We start from the raw sequence: 16351 nt of genomic DNA, 5'->3' as shown, positions 1-16351 counted from the left end.
ATTCCTCGTATTTTTTGGCTTATTTTGAAGAAAGTTTTTCAATAATGAAAGGGACGATTTCATTAATTGCAACTTCAGTCTGTTCTGCTGTTGCTAACTCTTTAACATTAACGATCTGAGCATCCCATTCACGTTCACCTAAAATCAACGCGAAAATAGCACCAGACTGATCGGCTTTTTTCATTTGGCTCTTCATAGAACCTTGTGAACCCACCTTGAAACGAATAGGACTTGCTAAGTTTTCTAATTGGTTACGAATAGTTTCTGCAAGTACAAGCGCTTTACCTTGATATGCAGGATCTGCCAATAAGAATACTTCACAATCACGTACAGGCTTATTATCTTCAACTTGCTCAAGAAGAAGCAATAAACGCTCCATACCCATTGCAAAACCAACCGCAGGTACAGTTTGATCTGCTTTACCTTTTAGCTGACCAACTAAACCGTCATAACGGCCACCCGCACATACAGTTCCTTGAGAACCTAAATGTGTTGTTGTCCATTCGAATACAGTTTTGTTGTAATAGTCTAAACCACGTACCAATTTTTGATTGATAACAAAGCTTACGCCAGCATCTGTCAAATATTGTTGTAATTGGTTGAAATGAGCCAAAGTTTCTTCACCCATAAAGTCGTGAAGTTTTGGTGCATTTTCTAAAATTGCTTGTGTTTTTGCATCCTTAGAATCAAGAATACGCAATGGATTTGTCAACAAACGACGTTGTGAATCTTCATCTAAATCTGTTTTATGAGATTCTAAGAATTCAACCAATGCTGCACGATATGCAGAACGTTCGTCAGACTCACCTAACGTATTCAGTTCAAGTTGAACTTTATCTGCCACGCCCATTCGTTTCCACAAACGTGCAGTCATTAAAATAAGTTCAGCATCTTGATCTGGTGTTGCAACACCAAAAGTTTCCACACCAAATTGATGGAACTGACGATAACGACCTTTTTGTGGTTTTTCGTAACGGAACATCGGTCCGACATACCAAACACGCGGTGTAGCACCACGAAGTAAGTTATGTTCAAGCATTGCACGTACACAACCTGCTGTACCTTCAGGACGTAAAGTCAAAGACTCAGGTGGATTACCTTTATCAAAAAAGGTGTACATTTCTTTTTCTACGATATCAGTCGCATCACCAATTGAGCGCTTGAACAAATTTGTTTGCTCAACAATAGGCAAACGGATTTGTTGATAACCGTAAGCATCCATCAAAGCTGACAAATGTTGCTCTAGACGTCTCCAAGCAGGTGTTTGCGTTGGCAGAATATCATTAAAACCTTTAATTGCTACAATTGAACTCATGATCTACTCAGAAAAACTTGTGCGAATAATCTCTTTAGATTTTGCTTCTTCAAGCTCGACAACACGTTGACGAACCATACTTTCGATTTCATCAACCAATTGGTTGGTATCGATTAAATGACTCTTTTCACCATTACGATAAACCAAAGAACGAGGTGCTGCACCTACAATACCAATATCGGCTTCTTTAGCTTCGCCTGGGCCATTCACTTTACATCCAATGACCGAAACATCCATTGGTGTACGAATGTCTTCTAAACGCTCTTCAAGCGATTGCATCACTTTAATAACATTAAATTCTTGGCGCGAACAACTTGGACAAGCAATAAAGTTAATCCCGTTTGAACGAAGCCCTAAAGATTTTAAAATATCAAAACCAATTTTAATTTCTTCTTCAGGTTCAGCAGCTAAGGAAATACGCATGGTATCGCCGATACCTTCCATCAACAAACCACCTAAGGCAATTGCCGACTTCACCGAACCTGTACGATAAATTCCTGCCTCAGTTACACCTAAGTGCATAGGATTATCAATTTGAGCTGACAATAAACGGTAAGCATCCATAGTTAAAAACACATTTGATGCTTTTACTGATACTTTAAATTCGTGAAAATCTAAACGATCTAAAATATCAATATGACGCATTGCCGATTCAAGCAATGCTTCACCTGTTGGCTCGCCATATTTCTTTTGAATGTCTTTTTCGAGTGAACCCGCATTCACACCAATACGCATTGAAATATCGTTATGACGTGCAGCAGCAACTACCTCACGAATTTTGGCTTCAGAACCAATATTACCAGGGTTAATACGTAAGCAATCTGCACCATAATCGGCTACAGCAAGTGCAATTTTATAATCGAAATGAATATCCGCAACCAAAGGCACAGTTACACGTTTGCGAATTTCACCAAATGCAGCAGCAGCTTCCATAGATGGAACAGATACACGCATAATATCCGCACCAACATCAACACAACGTTGAATTTGTGCAACAGTTGCATCGACATCGCATGTTTCTGTATTGGTCATACTTTGGATGCTAATTGGTGCATCACCACCAACATACACAGAACCCACTCTAATTTTACGAGTTGGACGGCGTTTAATTGGGTTTACAATCATTATTTCGCTCTACTCTCAATCCATTAACGTGATAAACGGAATTCTGCTTTGCCGTTTACGGTATATGGAGACAATGAAATATCTTCATTATTAAGACTTAAAGATACTGCCGATGCATCATCCAAGCGAATTTGGAATGGTGTTTCACCATGAAGTGTAAGTTCTGATGATTGACGACCTGTCGCAAGTACTTTGTTCGTTGAATCAACAATATGTACCGATGTAGGACGGCTAAATTTTAATACCAGTTGATCACCTGAAATAACAGCAGAATCATTCATTGTTAAAACTTGAACATCTGACTGTTGCGATGAACTTAATTCTGCTTTTTCTGAATCATTAGATTTTGTGAAATTCTGAATTGTTGCTATTAAACCCCAAATAACAACAACAATCACAACAAGCAATGCAAAACGTTTTAACCATTTACGATTGCGTTCGCTATTAGAACCAGGCAATTTACCCATAAATTTAATAGGTGAATTATTTAAAGCGTGGTTTGGAAGTAAGCCCGTATCATTGGTATAAATTTCATCAAAACGTTGAATAACAGCTGTTGCATCAACATTCAAAAATTTTGCATACGTACGGTAATAGCCTTTAATAAACGTCGCTTCAGGTAAAGACGTATATTCATCTTTTTCTAAAGCCGTTAAAGTTTTTACTGAGATCTTTAGTTCAGCCGCAACATCTGAAAGTTCTTTTTTTTGATTCAGACGAATTTGACGTAGGTACTCACCTGGACGCTGTACATTTCCTAATGCATTTGTTGTGGCAGTTGAACCTGTCGGTTGCTGTGAATTAGGATTTACTTCCATACGACCTCAGTACTGTACTGTAATTGCAAATAGCGTTGGTATTCTGGACTATCCGGATACAAAGCACGTAATTGATTCACAAGAACCTGTGTTTGCATAGGATTACCATTTGCGCGTGCAAGTCGAATACCCACCCACAAAGCACGTGCATTTTGATTATTTTGTCCAGCTAAACTGACAGAATTTTCATAAAGTCTAGTCGCAGCAGGAATATCTTGTCTTAAATAATATATCTCAGCCAATTCGACCATTGAGATATATGAGTTACGGCTAATTTTTAAAGCTTGATTAAAGCTATTTTCAGCCTTATTAACATCATTTAGCTTTAAATAAATACGTCCCGCACTTTCAAATGCAGTATAACGCTGATCATAACCTAATGTTGCACCTGCAATCTCTAAGTGCGTTAATGCTTCATTATAACGACCAGCTTGATACAAATAAGTACCATAGTTGTTACGAGCTTGTGCATTTTTAGGATCTGCTGAAATGGCTGCTTTAAAGTAGCGATCAGCTTTTTCCATATTGAGCTGACTACCTTCCCGTTGCAACAACACACCCATCATCATATTTACAAGTGCATTACGTGGATTAACCTGCATGGCTTGGTCTAATTCACGTTTTGCTGCATCAAAGTCGCCAGTTCGAATATATTCAGCAGCCAACTGCGTTCTTGCTTGAACTGCTTTTTCAGGATCAACCTTGCGATCAGATACTGTCTGACAACCCACAACTAAAAAAGTAGCACCCACAATAAATGATGAGATGAATATTTTCAGATTAGGTTTACGCAATTGTTTTCCCCTGTTTCGTTATCCTTGCGAGCGTATAATTTCGTTTTGCGCTGCAACTTTCTTTTTCCACTGTTCTGCACGGCGTGTTCGGTCTGCAACTTGCCCAACCAATTGACCACATGCCGCATCAATGTCATCACCACGTGTCTGACGAATCGTACACACAAATCCTGCATCAGACAAAGCTTTTTGGAAAGAAATAATTTTATTTCTGCTTGAACGACCATAAGGCGCATGCGGGAATGGATTAAATGGAATTAAGTTAATTTTACTTGGTAAGTTTTTCAATAACTTAATCATTTCTTGCGCGTGCGTCAAACTATCATTCACGCCATCTAACATAACATATTCAATCGTAACGTGCTTACGTGAACTTTCATTGCCATCTTTAGCAATATAACGCTGACATGCAGCAATAAGTTGCTCTAAGGGATATTTTTTATTAATTGGTACAAGTTCGTTACGTAATTCATCATTTGGAGCATGAAGTGAAATTGCGAGCGCAACATCAATATCTTTCACCATTTGATCAATTTTTGGCACTACACCCGAAGTAGACAAAGTCACGCGACGCTTAGACATGCCGTATGCAAAGTCATCAAGCATAATACGCATTGAATTAAGTACAGCATCGTAGTTAAGAAGTGGTTCACCCATTCCCATCATTACGACATTTGTTACAGAACGTTCACGCTCTAGAACGGGTATATCTTCCATATAAGAATAGTTTGCCATCCAAAGCTGACCAATAATTTCAGCTTGATTTAAATCACGCTGAAAACCTTGCTTGCCTGTAGAACAGAATGAACAATCTAGCGCACACCCCACTTGAGATGAAATACACAATGTTTTACGTGCACCTGTTTTGTCATCTGCTGGAATAAGCACTGTTTCAACTAAAGAGCCTTCACCATCGCCTACACGGAAAACCCATTTACGCGTGCCATCTTTAGAATAGTTTTTATGAACAACTTCTGGTGCTTCGATAACACAAATTTTTTCCAATTTTTCACGTAGCTTTCCAGAAATATTGGTCATTTCTGCAAAATCTGTAACAAAAAATTGGTGAATCCACTTCATCACCTGTCCTGCACGGAATTTTTTCTCTCCAATTTCTTCGAAGAATTTTTCCATTTGCGGACGTGACAAGCCAAGTAAGTTCACTTTCTCCACAGATTTCTGTGTTGGAGCGGATGGAGATTGTGGCTGTGCATCAGAAATTGCTGATGTAGCGACTACTTCAGTACTCATGTGTTTTACCTAAGCTATATCTAAAGATGAAAGGAGAAGCTCAATATTCGAGCAAATTGTTTTCTTAAAGGAATAAAAAAACCAGATAAGTATAATAACACTTATCTGGTTTGAATACTGCGAATTAACGAGTACGTGGAGCAATCTCAGTTTGAGCGAAGAAGTAGTTAACTTCACGATCAGCAGATGCTACAGAGTCAGAACCGTGAGCAGCATTTTCGTCGATGCTTACAGCGAAGTCTGCACGGATAGTACCAGCAGCAGCTTCTTTAGGGTTAGTTGCGCCAAGGATGTCACGGTGAGCAAGAACAGCGTTTTCGCCTTCAAGAACTGAAACAACAACTGGACCAGAAGTCATGAAAGCAACTAAGTCAGCAAAGAAACCACGTTCTTTGTGCTCAGCGTAGAAGCCTTCAGCTTCAGCTTGAGTCAAATGTTTCATTTTAGTTGCAACAATTTGAAGACCAGCTTTCTCGAAACGAGCAAAGATGTCACCAATGTGGTTTTTAGCAACTGCATCTGGTTTAACGATAGATAATGTACGTTCAATAGCCATGATAGGCTCCTTAGGTCAATGTAGACACGAAATTTTGCGCATTATACCGAATAATGTGCTTTTTTCCGCTTTTGATATGTAAATAATTTGATTTTTAATGTGAAAATCAGCTTGCTTCGTCAATCCAAGCCATTTGAATTGCTTCTAACAAACCTTCTGTCGATTTTGTTGGGTCATCACTAAATTGTGGTAATGCACACACCCAAGCATGTAAATCTGTAAAACGTATCCATTGTGGATCGACATCTGGATGTGCTTCATAAAGCTCAATAGCGATGTCTATGGTATCTGTCCAACGTAAACCCATGGGTTTTCCTAATGCGCAAAATATTCTTTATTTTATCAAAAAAACTAAATATCAGTAGATGCTTTCATCACTTTATTCTTCTTTAGCAACATTTTTACCCTTTATATTGAAGATAAATAATCTTTACCAATATATTATTTATTAAATTATTAATCCTACAAATGGTGCCAATGAAATAATTACACTTGCAACCGTAGCACCTATTAATGCTCCAACAGCAACATCACTCGGATAATGCAAACCTAAAACCATTCTTGAAAGTGCAACCAAAACTGTAAATGGCAACATCAGCATAAGTAAAACAGGCTGAATATATCCAAAAATTGTAGTTGCCATAACTGCATGCAAGGTATGACCCGACGGAAAACTAAAATGATCGAGTGGTCTTTCACCTAAACGAATCACCTGATGCACTTGATACGGTCTAGGACGCACTGTTTTACTTTTTAGAACTTTATAAATACCCGTTCCAACAGATCCACCAAGCATCAAATACAACATTTGAACACTATATTGAATCCCTTGCAAAATCCATACAGCAAAAAGCATGACATACCAAAAAACACCATCGCCAAGTTTGCTAATTATTTTAAAAAAATATGCGATATTTTGTTCATGGGAAAATTGATTAAGATACAAACAACCTTTTAAATCTAAATCTAACATTCTTATTTTTACGTTTTTAAAATTCATTTTATTTCTCCATTAAGCTTGTGCTTAAAAGTTTAGGACGTCATTTGCGTCTCCTTAACCACCGCATATAAAGCCTGCTCAAACTGCTGAACAGGATGATTCCAACCAATATTTTTCACATTATTTCTTGCACATTCCCCCATTTCTTCTAGCTCTTTTCTAGAAGGAAGGTCTTGTACGTATTTAAAAAAGTCGACCGATTTTCCTAGTGTAGGCAACCAACCCATTGATCCATGTGTAACGTGTAAATGTGCACAAGCATAATCGTATGCAACTACAGGTAAACCACTTGCAAGCGCCTCAAGCACAACATTTCCAAAGGTTTCCATTTGGCTTGGAAAAACAAATACATCTGCACTTGCATAAGCTTCTGAAAGTCGTCTTCCGCTTAAACTCCCCATAAAAATCACATCATTACAATTACAAAGAGATTCAAGCCTTAATCTATCTGGTCCATCGCCTACAATCACTAATTTAGATGGATATTTCTCGGTCTTTTTCATGCTTTGAAATGCATGAATAGCAACTTCAGTTTCTTTTTCAGGAGATAAACGTCCCACACAAAGTAATACTCGTGTTTTATTATCTGCTCCCCATTTTGCACGAAGCACTTCCGATCTAAATTCAGGTGAGAAGCGAATGGTATCTACGCCACGCCCTACAACAACCAAAGGGCATTTCACACCAAATTCTCTTAATGCTTTTTCCGTGTCTAAACTTGGTACGCACGTGACATTGGTATTGTTATGAAACCAACGTAAATAATGCTGAATTGGTTTGAGTAAAAAAGCTAAATCGAAGAACCGACTGAAGTCTTGAAATGATGAATGAAAGCCGCTTGAAATAGGAAGCTTCTTGGCTTTTGCTACACGTAATGCACTAAAACCCAAAGGTCCTTCTGTAACAATATGCACCACGTTTGGCGCAAAACTTTCTATTGCTTGAGACACTTTATTTAGTTGCGGCCAACCAAATTGCAAATGTGGATATTTAGGAATACTTTGTGCTTTTACTAAGCATTCTTTATTTGGCTGAAAGTCTTCGCATGATTTTTTTTGTTCAGGTCTAATGAGTAATATTTTATGGCCTTGTTTTTGTAAGCCTTTGCAAAGTTGTAAAAGTGACAGCGCTACACCGTTTATTTCTGGTGGCCATGTTTCTGTGACAATTGCGATTCTTAAACGTGGACGAACCAAGTCTTCTAAAAGTGAATGCGTAATAGAAATGTGTTCTTTCTTTTTAAACTGGAAGTGATTTTTTTCAAAATTTATGGATTGTTTTAATAAGGCTGCATCTATTGTTGTCATTGCCTCACCTATCTATGCTTTATGTCGTTTTTATGAGCATAGATAAAATGTGTGACAGTTTGATGATGGCTTAAAGTTCAAAGCCTAATTTCCACTTAAATCAATTTGCTTACTTTTTAGTGACCAACTTTCTAAATCAACGCTGACGACCACATTTAGTGGAATATTTCTACCAGAGCAAATCTCTTTCAATTTTTCAAAATTATCAACCTGATGGTTCACAACTATTCCATTTAGCTCCTGCTTCCTTTTTTGATCAATATATGCATTCTTACCAACATATACTTCTACAAATGACTCTTTTGGCAGTTCCAATGTATAAATTGGCCGAGTAGGTAACTGTACCCTTTTCCAAGATTGATTATCGATTACTGCATCAGTAATCCTTGAAAAGTGATAACCAAAAGGAGCTACACTTATATTTTTTACTATGCGAACTTCCTCTTCATATGACCAACATAATGATTTATACAAGAAAGCATGTTTTAAAAATTCCTCAAAATTATTCCAATTAAATATCGAGCAATCCCCAATATACATCAAAGTTTCTGCATCGATACTATGCGACTGCCTAGGAGGCGTATTAAGATAAATAACCTCCCCTCTACTTGATGGAATTACAAAGTTTTTAGAATCATCTAAGCCTGCTAATTTTGTATCTATACCAATGACAATTCCCTTATAGCTATCAGCGTAATGAGACCACATGAGTGGATTTAAAGGTGCACGAGTTAAAGATAAAACAGCATATTTTCTCGACAACCTATTTCTGATAGCTCCTGTTTGTACAGAAATAGGAAATTATCTTCAACTAAAGCCAAAGCTGTTGCTTCAAAAGGATCATTAAAGTCTTCTAAATGCGAAAAACCTAAAGTATTTGTTTTTAATATTTTTAATCCTGCTTCAAAACCTACGTATTTATACAAAACCATTATTCTTATCCATAAAAAAAACCCCGCTTACGCAGGGCTTTTTACAGCATAAAAATCAGCTAAATAAAGAACTTAGTTCTTTTCTTTATCAACGATTTTGTTTGCTTGAATCCAAGGCATCATCGCACGTAACTTGTTACCAGTTACTTCAATACCGTGAGCAGCATTTTGACGACGACGAGCAGTCATAGAAGGATAGTTTAAAGCACCTTCGTTAATGAACATTTTCGCGTATTCGCCAGATTGAATACGTTTAAGCGCATTACGCATAGCTTCACGAGATTGTTCGTTAATTACTTCAGTACCAGTTACGTATTCGCCATATTCAGCATTGTTAGATACTGAGTAGTTCATGTCAGCGATACCGCCTTCGAACATTAAGTCAACGATCAATTTAAGTTCGTGTAAGCATTCGAAGTAAGCCATTTCTGGTGCATAACCAGCTTCAACAAGAGTTTCGAAGCCCATTTTAACCAATTCAACAGCACCACCACAAAGAACTGCTTGCTCACCAAAAAGGTCAGTTTCAGTTTCTTCACGGAAAGAAGTTTCGATGATACCAGTACGACCACCACCTACACCTGAAGCGTAAGAAAGTGCAACGTTACGTGCATTACCAGAAGCATCTTGGTGAATCGCGATTAAGTCAGGAACACCTGAACCACGTTGGTATTCTGAACGTACTGTGTGACCAGGTGCTTTCGGAGCAACCATGATTACGTCAAGGTCTTTACGTGGAACAACTTGGTTGTAAAGAACAGAGAAACCGTGAGCAAATGCTAAAGTAGCACCTTGCTTGATGTTTGGCTCAATTTCGTCACGATAAAGTGAAGATTGGAATTCATCTGGAGTTAAAATCATAACTACGTCAGCTTGCGCTACAGCAGCAGCAACTTCAGCAACTTTAAGACCTGAATTTTCAGCTTTTTTCCAAGAAGTAGAGTTCGCACGTAGACCAACAGTTACGTCAACGCCAGAATCTTTAAGGTTAAGCGCGTGAGCGTGACCTTGTGAACCGTAACCAATGATCGCTACTTTTTTAGATTGGATAATAGATAAATCACAGTCTTTATCGTAAAAAATTTGCATTGCTGTCTCCGCTAAAATGCTTGTGTTTCCTTTAACTAAACCTTGCGATTTTTTGTATTCACTGGGTTTAGTTCTCTCCCTTTCAGGAGAGAGAATTTGTTAAATAAAATATTAAATGCTTAAAACTTTTTCACCGCGCGCAATACCAGACACGCCCGAACGTACAACTTCTAAAATGGTGTTTTCCGCAAGCGCATCAATAAATGCATCTACCTTTTCAGTTGTACCTACAACTTGAATGGTATAAGTCGTTGGTGTTACATCAACAACTTGTGCACGGAAAATATCTGCTGTGCGTTTAATTTCGTCACGTGCTGCACCTAAAGCTTTCACTTTAATCAGCATAAGTTCACGCTCAATATGTGCACCTTCAGATAAATCTACAACTTTTACAACTTCAACTAATTTGTTGAGCTGCTTGGTAATTTGTTCGATCTTGTGATCATCACCATAAGTTGTTAGCGTTAAACGTGAAAGTGTTGGGTCTTCCGTCGGCGCTACGTTTAAAGTCTCAATGTTGTATCCACGTTGAGAAAATAAACCAACCAAACGAGAAAGCGCACCAGATTCGTTTTCAACGAGTACTGAAATTATATGTCTCATTTCGTACGCTCCCCTTTACCTAACCACATATCTTCTAAAGACTGACCTGCAATTAACATTGGATATACGTGCTCTGTACGGTTAACCATTACATTAATGAATACACACTTATCGTTAATTGCCATTGCTTCAGCAAGTTTAGTTTCAAGCTCATCTGCATGATCAATTTGAATACCCACATGACCATAAGCTTCCATTAATTTAGGAAAGTCAGGTAAAGATTCAACATAAGAACTTGAGTGACGACCTTCGTAGTTCATATCTTGCCATTGTTTAACCATACCTAATGCACGGTTATTCAAGCATAGAATTTTCACATTTAAGCCATATTGCTTACATGTAGAAAGTTCTTGGATACACATCTGAATAGATGCTTCACCTGTAATACAAACCACTTGTTGATCTGGGAATGCAAGCTTTGCAGCCATTGCGTATGGCAAGCCCACACCCATTGTGCCCAAACCACCAGAGTTGATCCATTGACGTGGACGCTTGTAACGATAGTAAAGTGCACCAAACATTTGGTGTTGACCAACATCCGAAGTAATAATTGCTTCGCCATTGGTAATTTTATCTAATGCAGCTACAACTTGTTGCGGACGCATTTCACCATTTGGAAGATCTGTATATCTTAAACCGTGAACTTTGCGCCATTCATCAATTCTTGCCCACCAAGCCGCAATATCTTCTGGGTTTGGTTTTGAAACATTCAGTTGTTTCAATTGAGCCAACATTTCTGTAAGAACAGGCTCTACCGCACCTACAATTGGAATGTGCGCCATAATGGTTTTTGAAATCGCCGCAGGGTCGATATCAATATGGATGATTTTTGCATTTGGGCAGAATTTAGCAGGATTATTGGTTACACGGTCATCAAAACGCGCGCCAATTGCTAAAATCACATCTGCATTATGCATGGTCATGTTTGCTTCATATGTACCATGCATACCCAACATGCCCACAAACTGTGGATCATCGCCAGGGAATGCACCCAAGCCCATTAAAGTATTAGTTACAGGGAAGCCAAGAACATGAGCAAGCTCTGTTAATTGTGCAGATGCATTACCTTGTACAACACCACCACCCGAGTAAATCACTGGGCGCTTAGCGTGTAAAAGCTCATCAATTGCTTTACGAATTTGACCTGAATGACCACGATACGGCGGTTGATACGAGCGCATCTTCACTTTTTCAGGGTATTCGTAAGCAAACTTTTCAGCAGGATTCGTCACGTCTTTAGGAATGTCTACAACAACTGGACCTGGACGACCTGAAGATGCGATATAAAATGCTTTTTTAATAATCGCAGGAATTTCACTTGCATGACGCACTTGGAAACTATGTTTTACGATTGGACGTGAAATGCCCACCATATCTGTTTCTTGGAATGCATCTTCGCCAATAAGATGTGATGCAACTTGACCAGACAAAATCACCATTGGGATTGAGTCCATGTAAGCAGTTGCAATTGGGGTTACAGTATTTGTTGCGCCTGGGCCTGAAGTCACAAGAACCACACCAGTTTTACCAGTAACACGCGAGTATGCATCTGCCATATGGCCAGCAGCTTGCTCGTGGCGTACTAAATAATGGTTGATTTTTTCTTGCTGAAAGAACGCGTCATAAATATGTAAAACCGCGCCGCCTGGGTATCCAAATACATGTTCAACGCCTTCGTCCGCTAATGCGCGAACAAGCATTTCACCACCAGATAAAAGTTCCAACGTATTCACCCTAATCTTTTTTCATTGCACAATGGAAGGCATTTGCAATGTTTAATTCATTGATTGTCTGCACTGTTATAGCACACATATTTCACAGTTTTCATAGCAATAGGAAAAATTTATGGTCTGTTTACTGTTTGAGTAATATGAGACCTAAAATATGTTGGGATAAACACATTTTATTCATTTTGCGCAGCTTCTCGGCTAGAAAAGTTGTCCATTGCATGACATGACACTTATTCGAAGGGTGATCGATTTAAGGCATATAAAACTAGACTGCATTTTTGTTGTTTCAAGCACCCTTGTCAAGTTTAAAAGTTGGCTTTTTATTGAATATTCCTAAAGAATCTATTTTTTTGAGATCAGAAACTCAGCTTTACTTGCACACATAGAAAAATTATTAATATAAATACATGATATTAAAATAATTTAATTTCTATACTTATAATTTTTTCGCATTTAAAACATAAAAATAAAGAATGAATAAATTTAATTAAAAGAAAGATTTTTATGTAATTTGTGTGAAAATAAGCCAATATTCCTTTTTGAAAGACACTTATCACTGTTAATTTCCAAAATATTTAGAACATTAATCTGAATAAAAAACACCCTAAAATATTTCAAATTTTTTCAGCTTTGTTAGAATATAAAAAGATATTATTTTTTATCTTTGGGGAACACGTTGTGAAAAAAAATACGATTCATATTTGCTTATTAAGTTCAGTACTTTGTCTTAGTTTAAGCTCAACTTCTGCAATGGCACGTGAATATTACAAATGGGTAGATGCTAACGGCTCTACACATTATTCAAAAACTCCTCCGCCTAAAAACGCTAAAAAACAAGGCCGTGTGGAAACTTTTGGTACAAAATCTTCAACTGTAGCAACAACTCAAACACCTCAAAACGAGCCGACTCCTGTTACAAACAATCAGGCACCAACAACACAAAATTCACAGGTTGAATCTCCAGCACCTGCAACGAATTCACAGCAACAACCACAATAAAACTCGAAGCAATAGAAGAATGTGATTAGAGTTTTTTACATTCTGTCCTTTATAAGTAAATTTTTCCTCAAGAATCACATAGCCAAAATTCACTTTTAGGTGTGTTTTGCGCTATGCTGTGCAACAAACTTTTTAACCGTTGTTTTTATAGTATACGTTTATGACTACTCACATTGACCCAGAATATCAAGCCAGTGCGATTGAACCTACTGTCCAACAGGACTGGGAAACTCGCAAAGCCTTTAAAGTTGCCGACACAGTAGAAGGTCCACGTCGTTATATCCTCTCGATGTTCCCTTACCCAAGTGGCAAACTGCACATGGGTCACGTGCGTAACTATACCATTGGCGATGTAATTAGCCGTTTCCACCGCCTTAAAGGTGAAACTGTACTTCAACCTATGGGTTGGGATGCTTTTGGTTTACCTGCGGAAAATGCTGCAATTGCACATCAAGTTGCGCCTGCAAAATGGACATTTGAAAACATTGCCTACATGCGTGACCAACTTAAAAAATTAGGTCTTGCTGTAGATTGGGATCGTGAATTTGCAACGTGCACACCAGAATACTATCGCTGGGAACAATGGTTATTTGTTCAACTTTATAAAAAAGGTCTGATCTACCGTAAACTTTCAACAGTAAACTGGGATCCTGTAGACCAAACAGTTTTAGCAAACGAACAAGTTGAAAATGGTCGTGGTTGGCGTTCAGGTGCATTGGTAGAAAAACGTGATATTCCAATGTATTACTTCCGCATTACAGACTATGCACAAGAATTATTAGACGATTTAGACACGCTTAAAGATGGTTGGCCTCAACAAGTTCTGACCATGCAACGCAACTGGATTGGTCGCTCACAAGGTATGGAAATTACCTTCCCTTCTGCCAATACTGAAGTTTATGCAGATGGCCTAACTGTTTTCACTACACGCGCAGACACATTAATGGGTGTGACTTATGTTGCGGTTGCAGCAGAACATCCAATGGCGCTGAAAGCGGCTGAAAGCAATCCTGAATTAGCTGCATTCATTGAAGAATGCCGTATGGGTTCTGTAGCAGAAGCTGACCTTGCAACTGCCGAGAAAAAAGGCATGGCAACAGGTCTTTCAGTTAAGCACCCTGTAACAGGTGAAGAATTACCTGTTTGGATTGCAAACTACGTATTGATGTCTTATGGCTCAGGCGCAGTAATGGCTGTTCCTGCTCATGACGAACGTGACTTTGAATTTGCCAATAAATTCGGCTTAACCATCAAACAAGTCATTGATGCTAAAGGCGCAGATGACAGCGATTTTGATGTAAACACCTGGCAAGAATGGTACGGCTCGAAAGAAGGCAAACTTGTAAATTCAGGCGAATTTGATGGTTTAGATTTACAAGGTGCATACGATGCTTTCCTTGCTAAATTAGAACCAACAGAACTTGCGAACACTAAAGTTCAATTCCGTTTACGTGATTGGGGGGTTTCTCGTCAGCGTTATTGGGGTTGTCCAATTCCAATGATTAACTGCCCAACATGTGGTCAAGTACCAGTACCGGAAGATCAACTTCCTGTTGTACTTCCAACTGATGTTGTGCCAGATGGTTCAGGTAACCCTCTGAATAAAATGCCTGAATTCTACGAAACATCTTGCCCAAGCTGTGGTGGCGATGCACGTCGTGAAACAGATACATTAGATACTTTTGTAGAATCATCTTGGTACTACGCACGTTATGCATCACCTGAATTTACAAACGGAATGGTTGATCCTGTTGCAGGTCAAACTTGGTTACCTGTAAACCAATATATTGGTGGTGTTGAACACGCAATTCTACATTTACTTTATGCACGCTTCTTCCACAAATTAATGCGTGATGAAGGCGTAGTACAAGGTAACGAACCATTCACGAACTTGTTAACTCAAGGTATGGTGCTTGCAGATACATTCTACCGCGAAGCAGATTCAGGCAAGAAAACTTGGTTTAACCCTGCCGACATCGAACTTGAAAAAGACGAAAAAGGTCGTGTTCTTTCTGCTAAATACAAAGAAGATGGTCAAGAAGTTGTGGTTGGCGGTCAAGAAAAAATGTCGAAATCGAAAAATAACGGTATCGACCCGCAATCTATTATTGACCAATACGGCGCAGATACTGCACGTGTATTCATGATGTTTGCTGCTCCACCAGATCAATCTTTAGAATGGTCTGATGCTGGTGTTGAAGGCTCTAACCGTTTCTTGAAACGTGTATGGCGTTTAGCAACAGGTTTCCTTGAAAAAGGCAACAATGCGTCAAATATCGACAAAGCTGCACTTTCAACTGCTGCACAAGATTTACGTCGTAAAACACATGAAACCATCCAAAAAGTGGGTGATGACATTGAACGTCGTCATGCATTTAACACTGCAATTGCAGCAATGATGGAATTATTAAATGCGAACAACAAGTTTGAAGCGCAAGATGACAATGACATTGCTGTTGCACGTGAATCTATCATCACACTTTTAACTTTACTTGCACCTTTTGCACCACATTTAAGCCAAACTTTATTGGCTGAATTTGGTCTCGAGTTAACAACTACTTTATTCCCTCAAGTGGATGAGTCTGCGTTAACACGTAATACGCAAACAATTGTGGTTCAAGTAAATGGTAAGCTTCGTGGTAAATTAGAAGTCTCTGTTGATGCATCTAAAGATGACATTCTTGCACAAGCAAAAGCATTACCTGAAGTTCAACAGTTCTTAACTGGCCCAACCAAAAAAGAAATTGTTGTACCGAATAAATTAGTGAACTTGGTGGTTTAATATCTCCATATGAAGCCTCCCTTTATCAAAGGGAGGTTTGGAGGGATTTA

16 protein-coding genes are annotated in these 16351 nt (G+C 38.5%); 2 read left to right on the top strand and 14 right to left on the bottom strand.

Translation table 11 applies throughout. The features are described 5' to 3' along the window. Positions 1 to 19 precede the first annotated feature (19 nt). The 14 genes from hisS to MZO21_RS02405 all read right to left on the bottom strand — a co-directional run bounded on the left by hisS (position 20) and on the right by MZO21_RS02405 (position 12514). A complete protein-coding gene (hisS, locus tag MZO21_RS02470) occupies positions 20 to 1315 on the bottom strand; it encodes a histidine--tRNA ligase (protein ID WP_154772105.1) in 1296 nt (431 codons plus the stop codon). A 3-nt stretch (positions 1316 to 1318) separates the two neighbouring features. Then, positions 1319 to 2440 carry a flavodoxin-dependent (E)-4-hydroxy-3-methylbut-2-enyl-diphosphate synthase gene (ispG, locus tag MZO21_RS02465; protein WP_154772104.1) on the bottom strand — a complete coding sequence of 374 codons (1122 nt, stop codon included), beginning with the start codon at positions 2438 to 2440 and terminating at the stop codon, positions 1319 to 1321. Between the two features lie 23 nt (positions 2441 to 2463). Continuing rightward, positions 2464 to 3258 carry a helix-turn-helix domain-containing protein gene (locus MZO21_RS02460; protein ID WP_154772103.1) on the bottom strand — a complete coding sequence of 265 codons (795 nt, stop codon included), beginning with the start codon at positions 3256 to 3258 and terminating at the stop codon, positions 2464 to 2466. Beyond that, positions 3249 to 4052 (bottom strand): type IV pilus biogenesis/stability protein PilW, encoded by an 804-nt coding sequence (gene pilW / locus MZO21_RS02455; protein WP_407061070.1) that lies wholly within the window; start codon positions 4050 to 4052, stop codon positions 3249 to 3251. Before pilW ends, MZO21_RS02460 begins: the two co-directional genes overlap by 10 nt. Positions 4053 to 4070: 18 nt before the next feature. Then, entirely contained in the window at positions 4071 to 5303 is a 1233-nt protein-coding gene (rlmN, locus tag MZO21_RS02450; RefSeq protein ID WP_248101568.1) for a 23S rRNA (adenine(2503)-C(2))-methyltransferase RlmN, read from the bottom strand. Positions 5304 to 5427: 124 nt separating this feature from the next. Then, positions 5428 to 5859, bottom strand: coding sequence for a nucleoside-diphosphate kinase (ndk, locus tag MZO21_RS02445; protein WP_120401584.1), 432 nt, complete (start codon positions 5857 to 5859; stop codon positions 5428 to 5430). A 106-nt stretch (positions 5860 to 5965) separates the two neighbouring features. Further along, on the bottom strand, positions 5966 to 6166 hold the full coding sequence (gene iscX / locus MZO21_RS02440; protein ID WP_154772101.1) for a Fe-S cluster assembly protein IscX: 201 nt from the start codon (positions 6164 to 6166) through the stop codon (positions 5966 to 5968). A 141-nt stretch (positions 6167 to 6307) separates the two neighbouring features. Then, on the bottom strand, positions 6308 to 6859 hold the full coding sequence (locus MZO21_RS02435) for a phosphatase PAP2 family protein (protein ID WP_154772100.1): 552 nt from the start codon (positions 6857 to 6859) through the stop codon (positions 6308 to 6310). Positions 6860 to 6891: 32 nt separating this feature from the next. Beyond that, entirely contained in the window at positions 6892 to 8166 is a 1275-nt protein-coding gene (locus MZO21_RS02430) for a glycosyltransferase family 4 protein (RefSeq protein ID WP_154772099.1), read from the bottom strand. 84 nt (positions 8167 to 8250) lie between these two features. Continuing rightward, positions 8251 to 8874, bottom strand: coding sequence for a DUF2971 domain-containing protein (locus MZO21_RS02425; protein ID WP_154772145.1), 624 nt, complete (start codon positions 8872 to 8874; stop codon positions 8251 to 8253). A gap of 23 nt (positions 8875 to 8897) precedes the next feature. Then, entirely contained in the window at positions 8898 to 9098 is a 201-nt protein-coding gene (locus tag MZO21_RS02420) for a hypothetical protein (protein WP_216071073.1), read from the bottom strand. A 72-nt stretch (positions 9099 to 9170) separates the two neighbouring features. After that, positions 9171 to 10187: a ketol-acid reductoisomerase gene (gene ilvC / locus MZO21_RS02415; protein WP_154772098.1), complete on the bottom strand. Its 1017-nt coding sequence runs from the start codon at positions 10185 to 10187 to the stop codon at positions 9171 to 9173. Between the two features lie 111 nt (positions 10188 to 10298). Beyond that, positions 10299 to 10790: an acetolactate synthase small subunit gene (gene ilvN, locus MZO21_RS02410; RefSeq protein WP_154772097.1), complete on the bottom strand. Its 492-nt coding sequence runs from the start codon at positions 10788 to 10790 to the stop codon at positions 10299 to 10301. Beyond that, positions 10787 to 12514, bottom strand: a complete 1728-nt coding sequence (locus MZO21_RS02405) for an acetolactate synthase 3 large subunit (RefSeq protein WP_154772096.1) — start codon at positions 12512 to 12514, stop codon at positions 10787 to 10789. Before MZO21_RS02405 ends, ilvN begins: the two co-directional genes overlap by 4 nt. Positions 12515 to 13198: 684 nt before the next feature. Here MZO21_RS02405 and MZO21_RS02400 point away from each other — a divergent pair. Together MZO21_RS02400 and leuS are read left to right on the top strand one after the other, a co-directional pair. Next, positions 13199 to 13519, top strand: a complete 321-nt coding sequence (locus MZO21_RS02400) for a DUF4124 domain-containing protein (protein ID WP_248101571.1) — start codon at positions 13199 to 13201, stop codon at positions 13517 to 13519. Between the two features lie 160 nt (positions 13520 to 13679). Next, positions 13680 to 16301 (top strand): leucine--tRNA ligase, encoded by a 2622-nt coding sequence (gene leuS / locus MZO21_RS02395; RefSeq protein WP_154772095.1) that lies wholly within the window; start codon positions 13680 to 13682, stop codon positions 16299 to 16301. The last annotated feature ends 50 nt before the right edge of the window (positions 16302 to 16351 follow it).

This window comes from Acinetobacter portensis, from assembly GCF_023158935.1.
GTDB classification, from domain to species: domain Bacteria; phylum Pseudomonadota; class Gammaproteobacteria; order Pseudomonadales; family Moraxellaceae; genus Acinetobacter; species Acinetobacter faecalis.
This window is presented reverse-complemented; position numbering and strand designations above follow the sequence as displayed.

Coding starts and splice junctions, on each gene's coding strand:
- ilvC (WP_154772098.1), bottom strand. CDS start 10,187: ATGCAAATTTTTTACGATAAAGACTGTGATTTATCTATTATCCAATCT.
- rlmN (WP_248101568.1), bottom strand. CDS start 5,303: ATGAGTACTGAAGTAGTCGCTACATCAGCAATTTCTGATGCACAGCCA.
- ndk (WP_120401584.1), bottom strand. CDS start 5,859: ATGGCTATTGAACGTACATTATCTATCGTTAAACCAGATGCAGTTGCT.
- iscX (WP_154772101.1), bottom strand. CDS start 6,166: ATGGGTTTACGTTGGACAGATACCATAGACATCGCTATTGAGCTTTAT.
- MZO21_RS02425 (WP_154772145.1), bottom strand. CDS start 8,874: ATGTGGTCTCATTACGCTGATAGCTATAAGGGAATTGTCATTGGTATA.
- ilvN (WP_154772097.1), bottom strand. CDS start 10,790: ATGAGACATATAATTTCAGTACTCGTTGAAAACGAATCTGGTGCGCTT.
- MZO21_RS02430 (WP_154772099.1), bottom strand. CDS start 8,166: ATGACAACAATAGATGCAGCCTTATTAAAACAATCCATAAATTTTGAA.
- MZO21_RS02420 (WP_216071073.1), bottom strand. CDS start 9,098: ATGGTTTTGTATAAATACGTAGGTTTTGAAGCAGGATTAAAAATATTA.
- ispG (WP_154772104.1), bottom strand. CDS start 2,440: ATGATTGTAAACCCAATTAAACGCCGTCCAACTCGTAAAATTAGAGTG.
- hisS (WP_154772105.1), bottom strand. CDS start 1,315: ATGAGTTCAATTGTAGCAATTAAAGGTTTTAATGATATTCTGCCAACG.
- MZO21_RS02435 (WP_154772100.1), bottom strand. CDS start 6,859: ATGAATTTTAAAAACGTAAAAATAAGAATGTTAGATTTAGATTTAAAA.
- leuS (WP_154772095.1), top strand. CDS start 13,680: ATGACTACTCACATTGACCCAGAATATCAAGCCAGTGCGATTGAACCT.
- MZO21_RS02460 (WP_154772103.1), bottom strand. CDS start 3,258: ATGGAAGTAAATCCTAATTCACAGCAACCGACAGGTTCAACTGCCACA.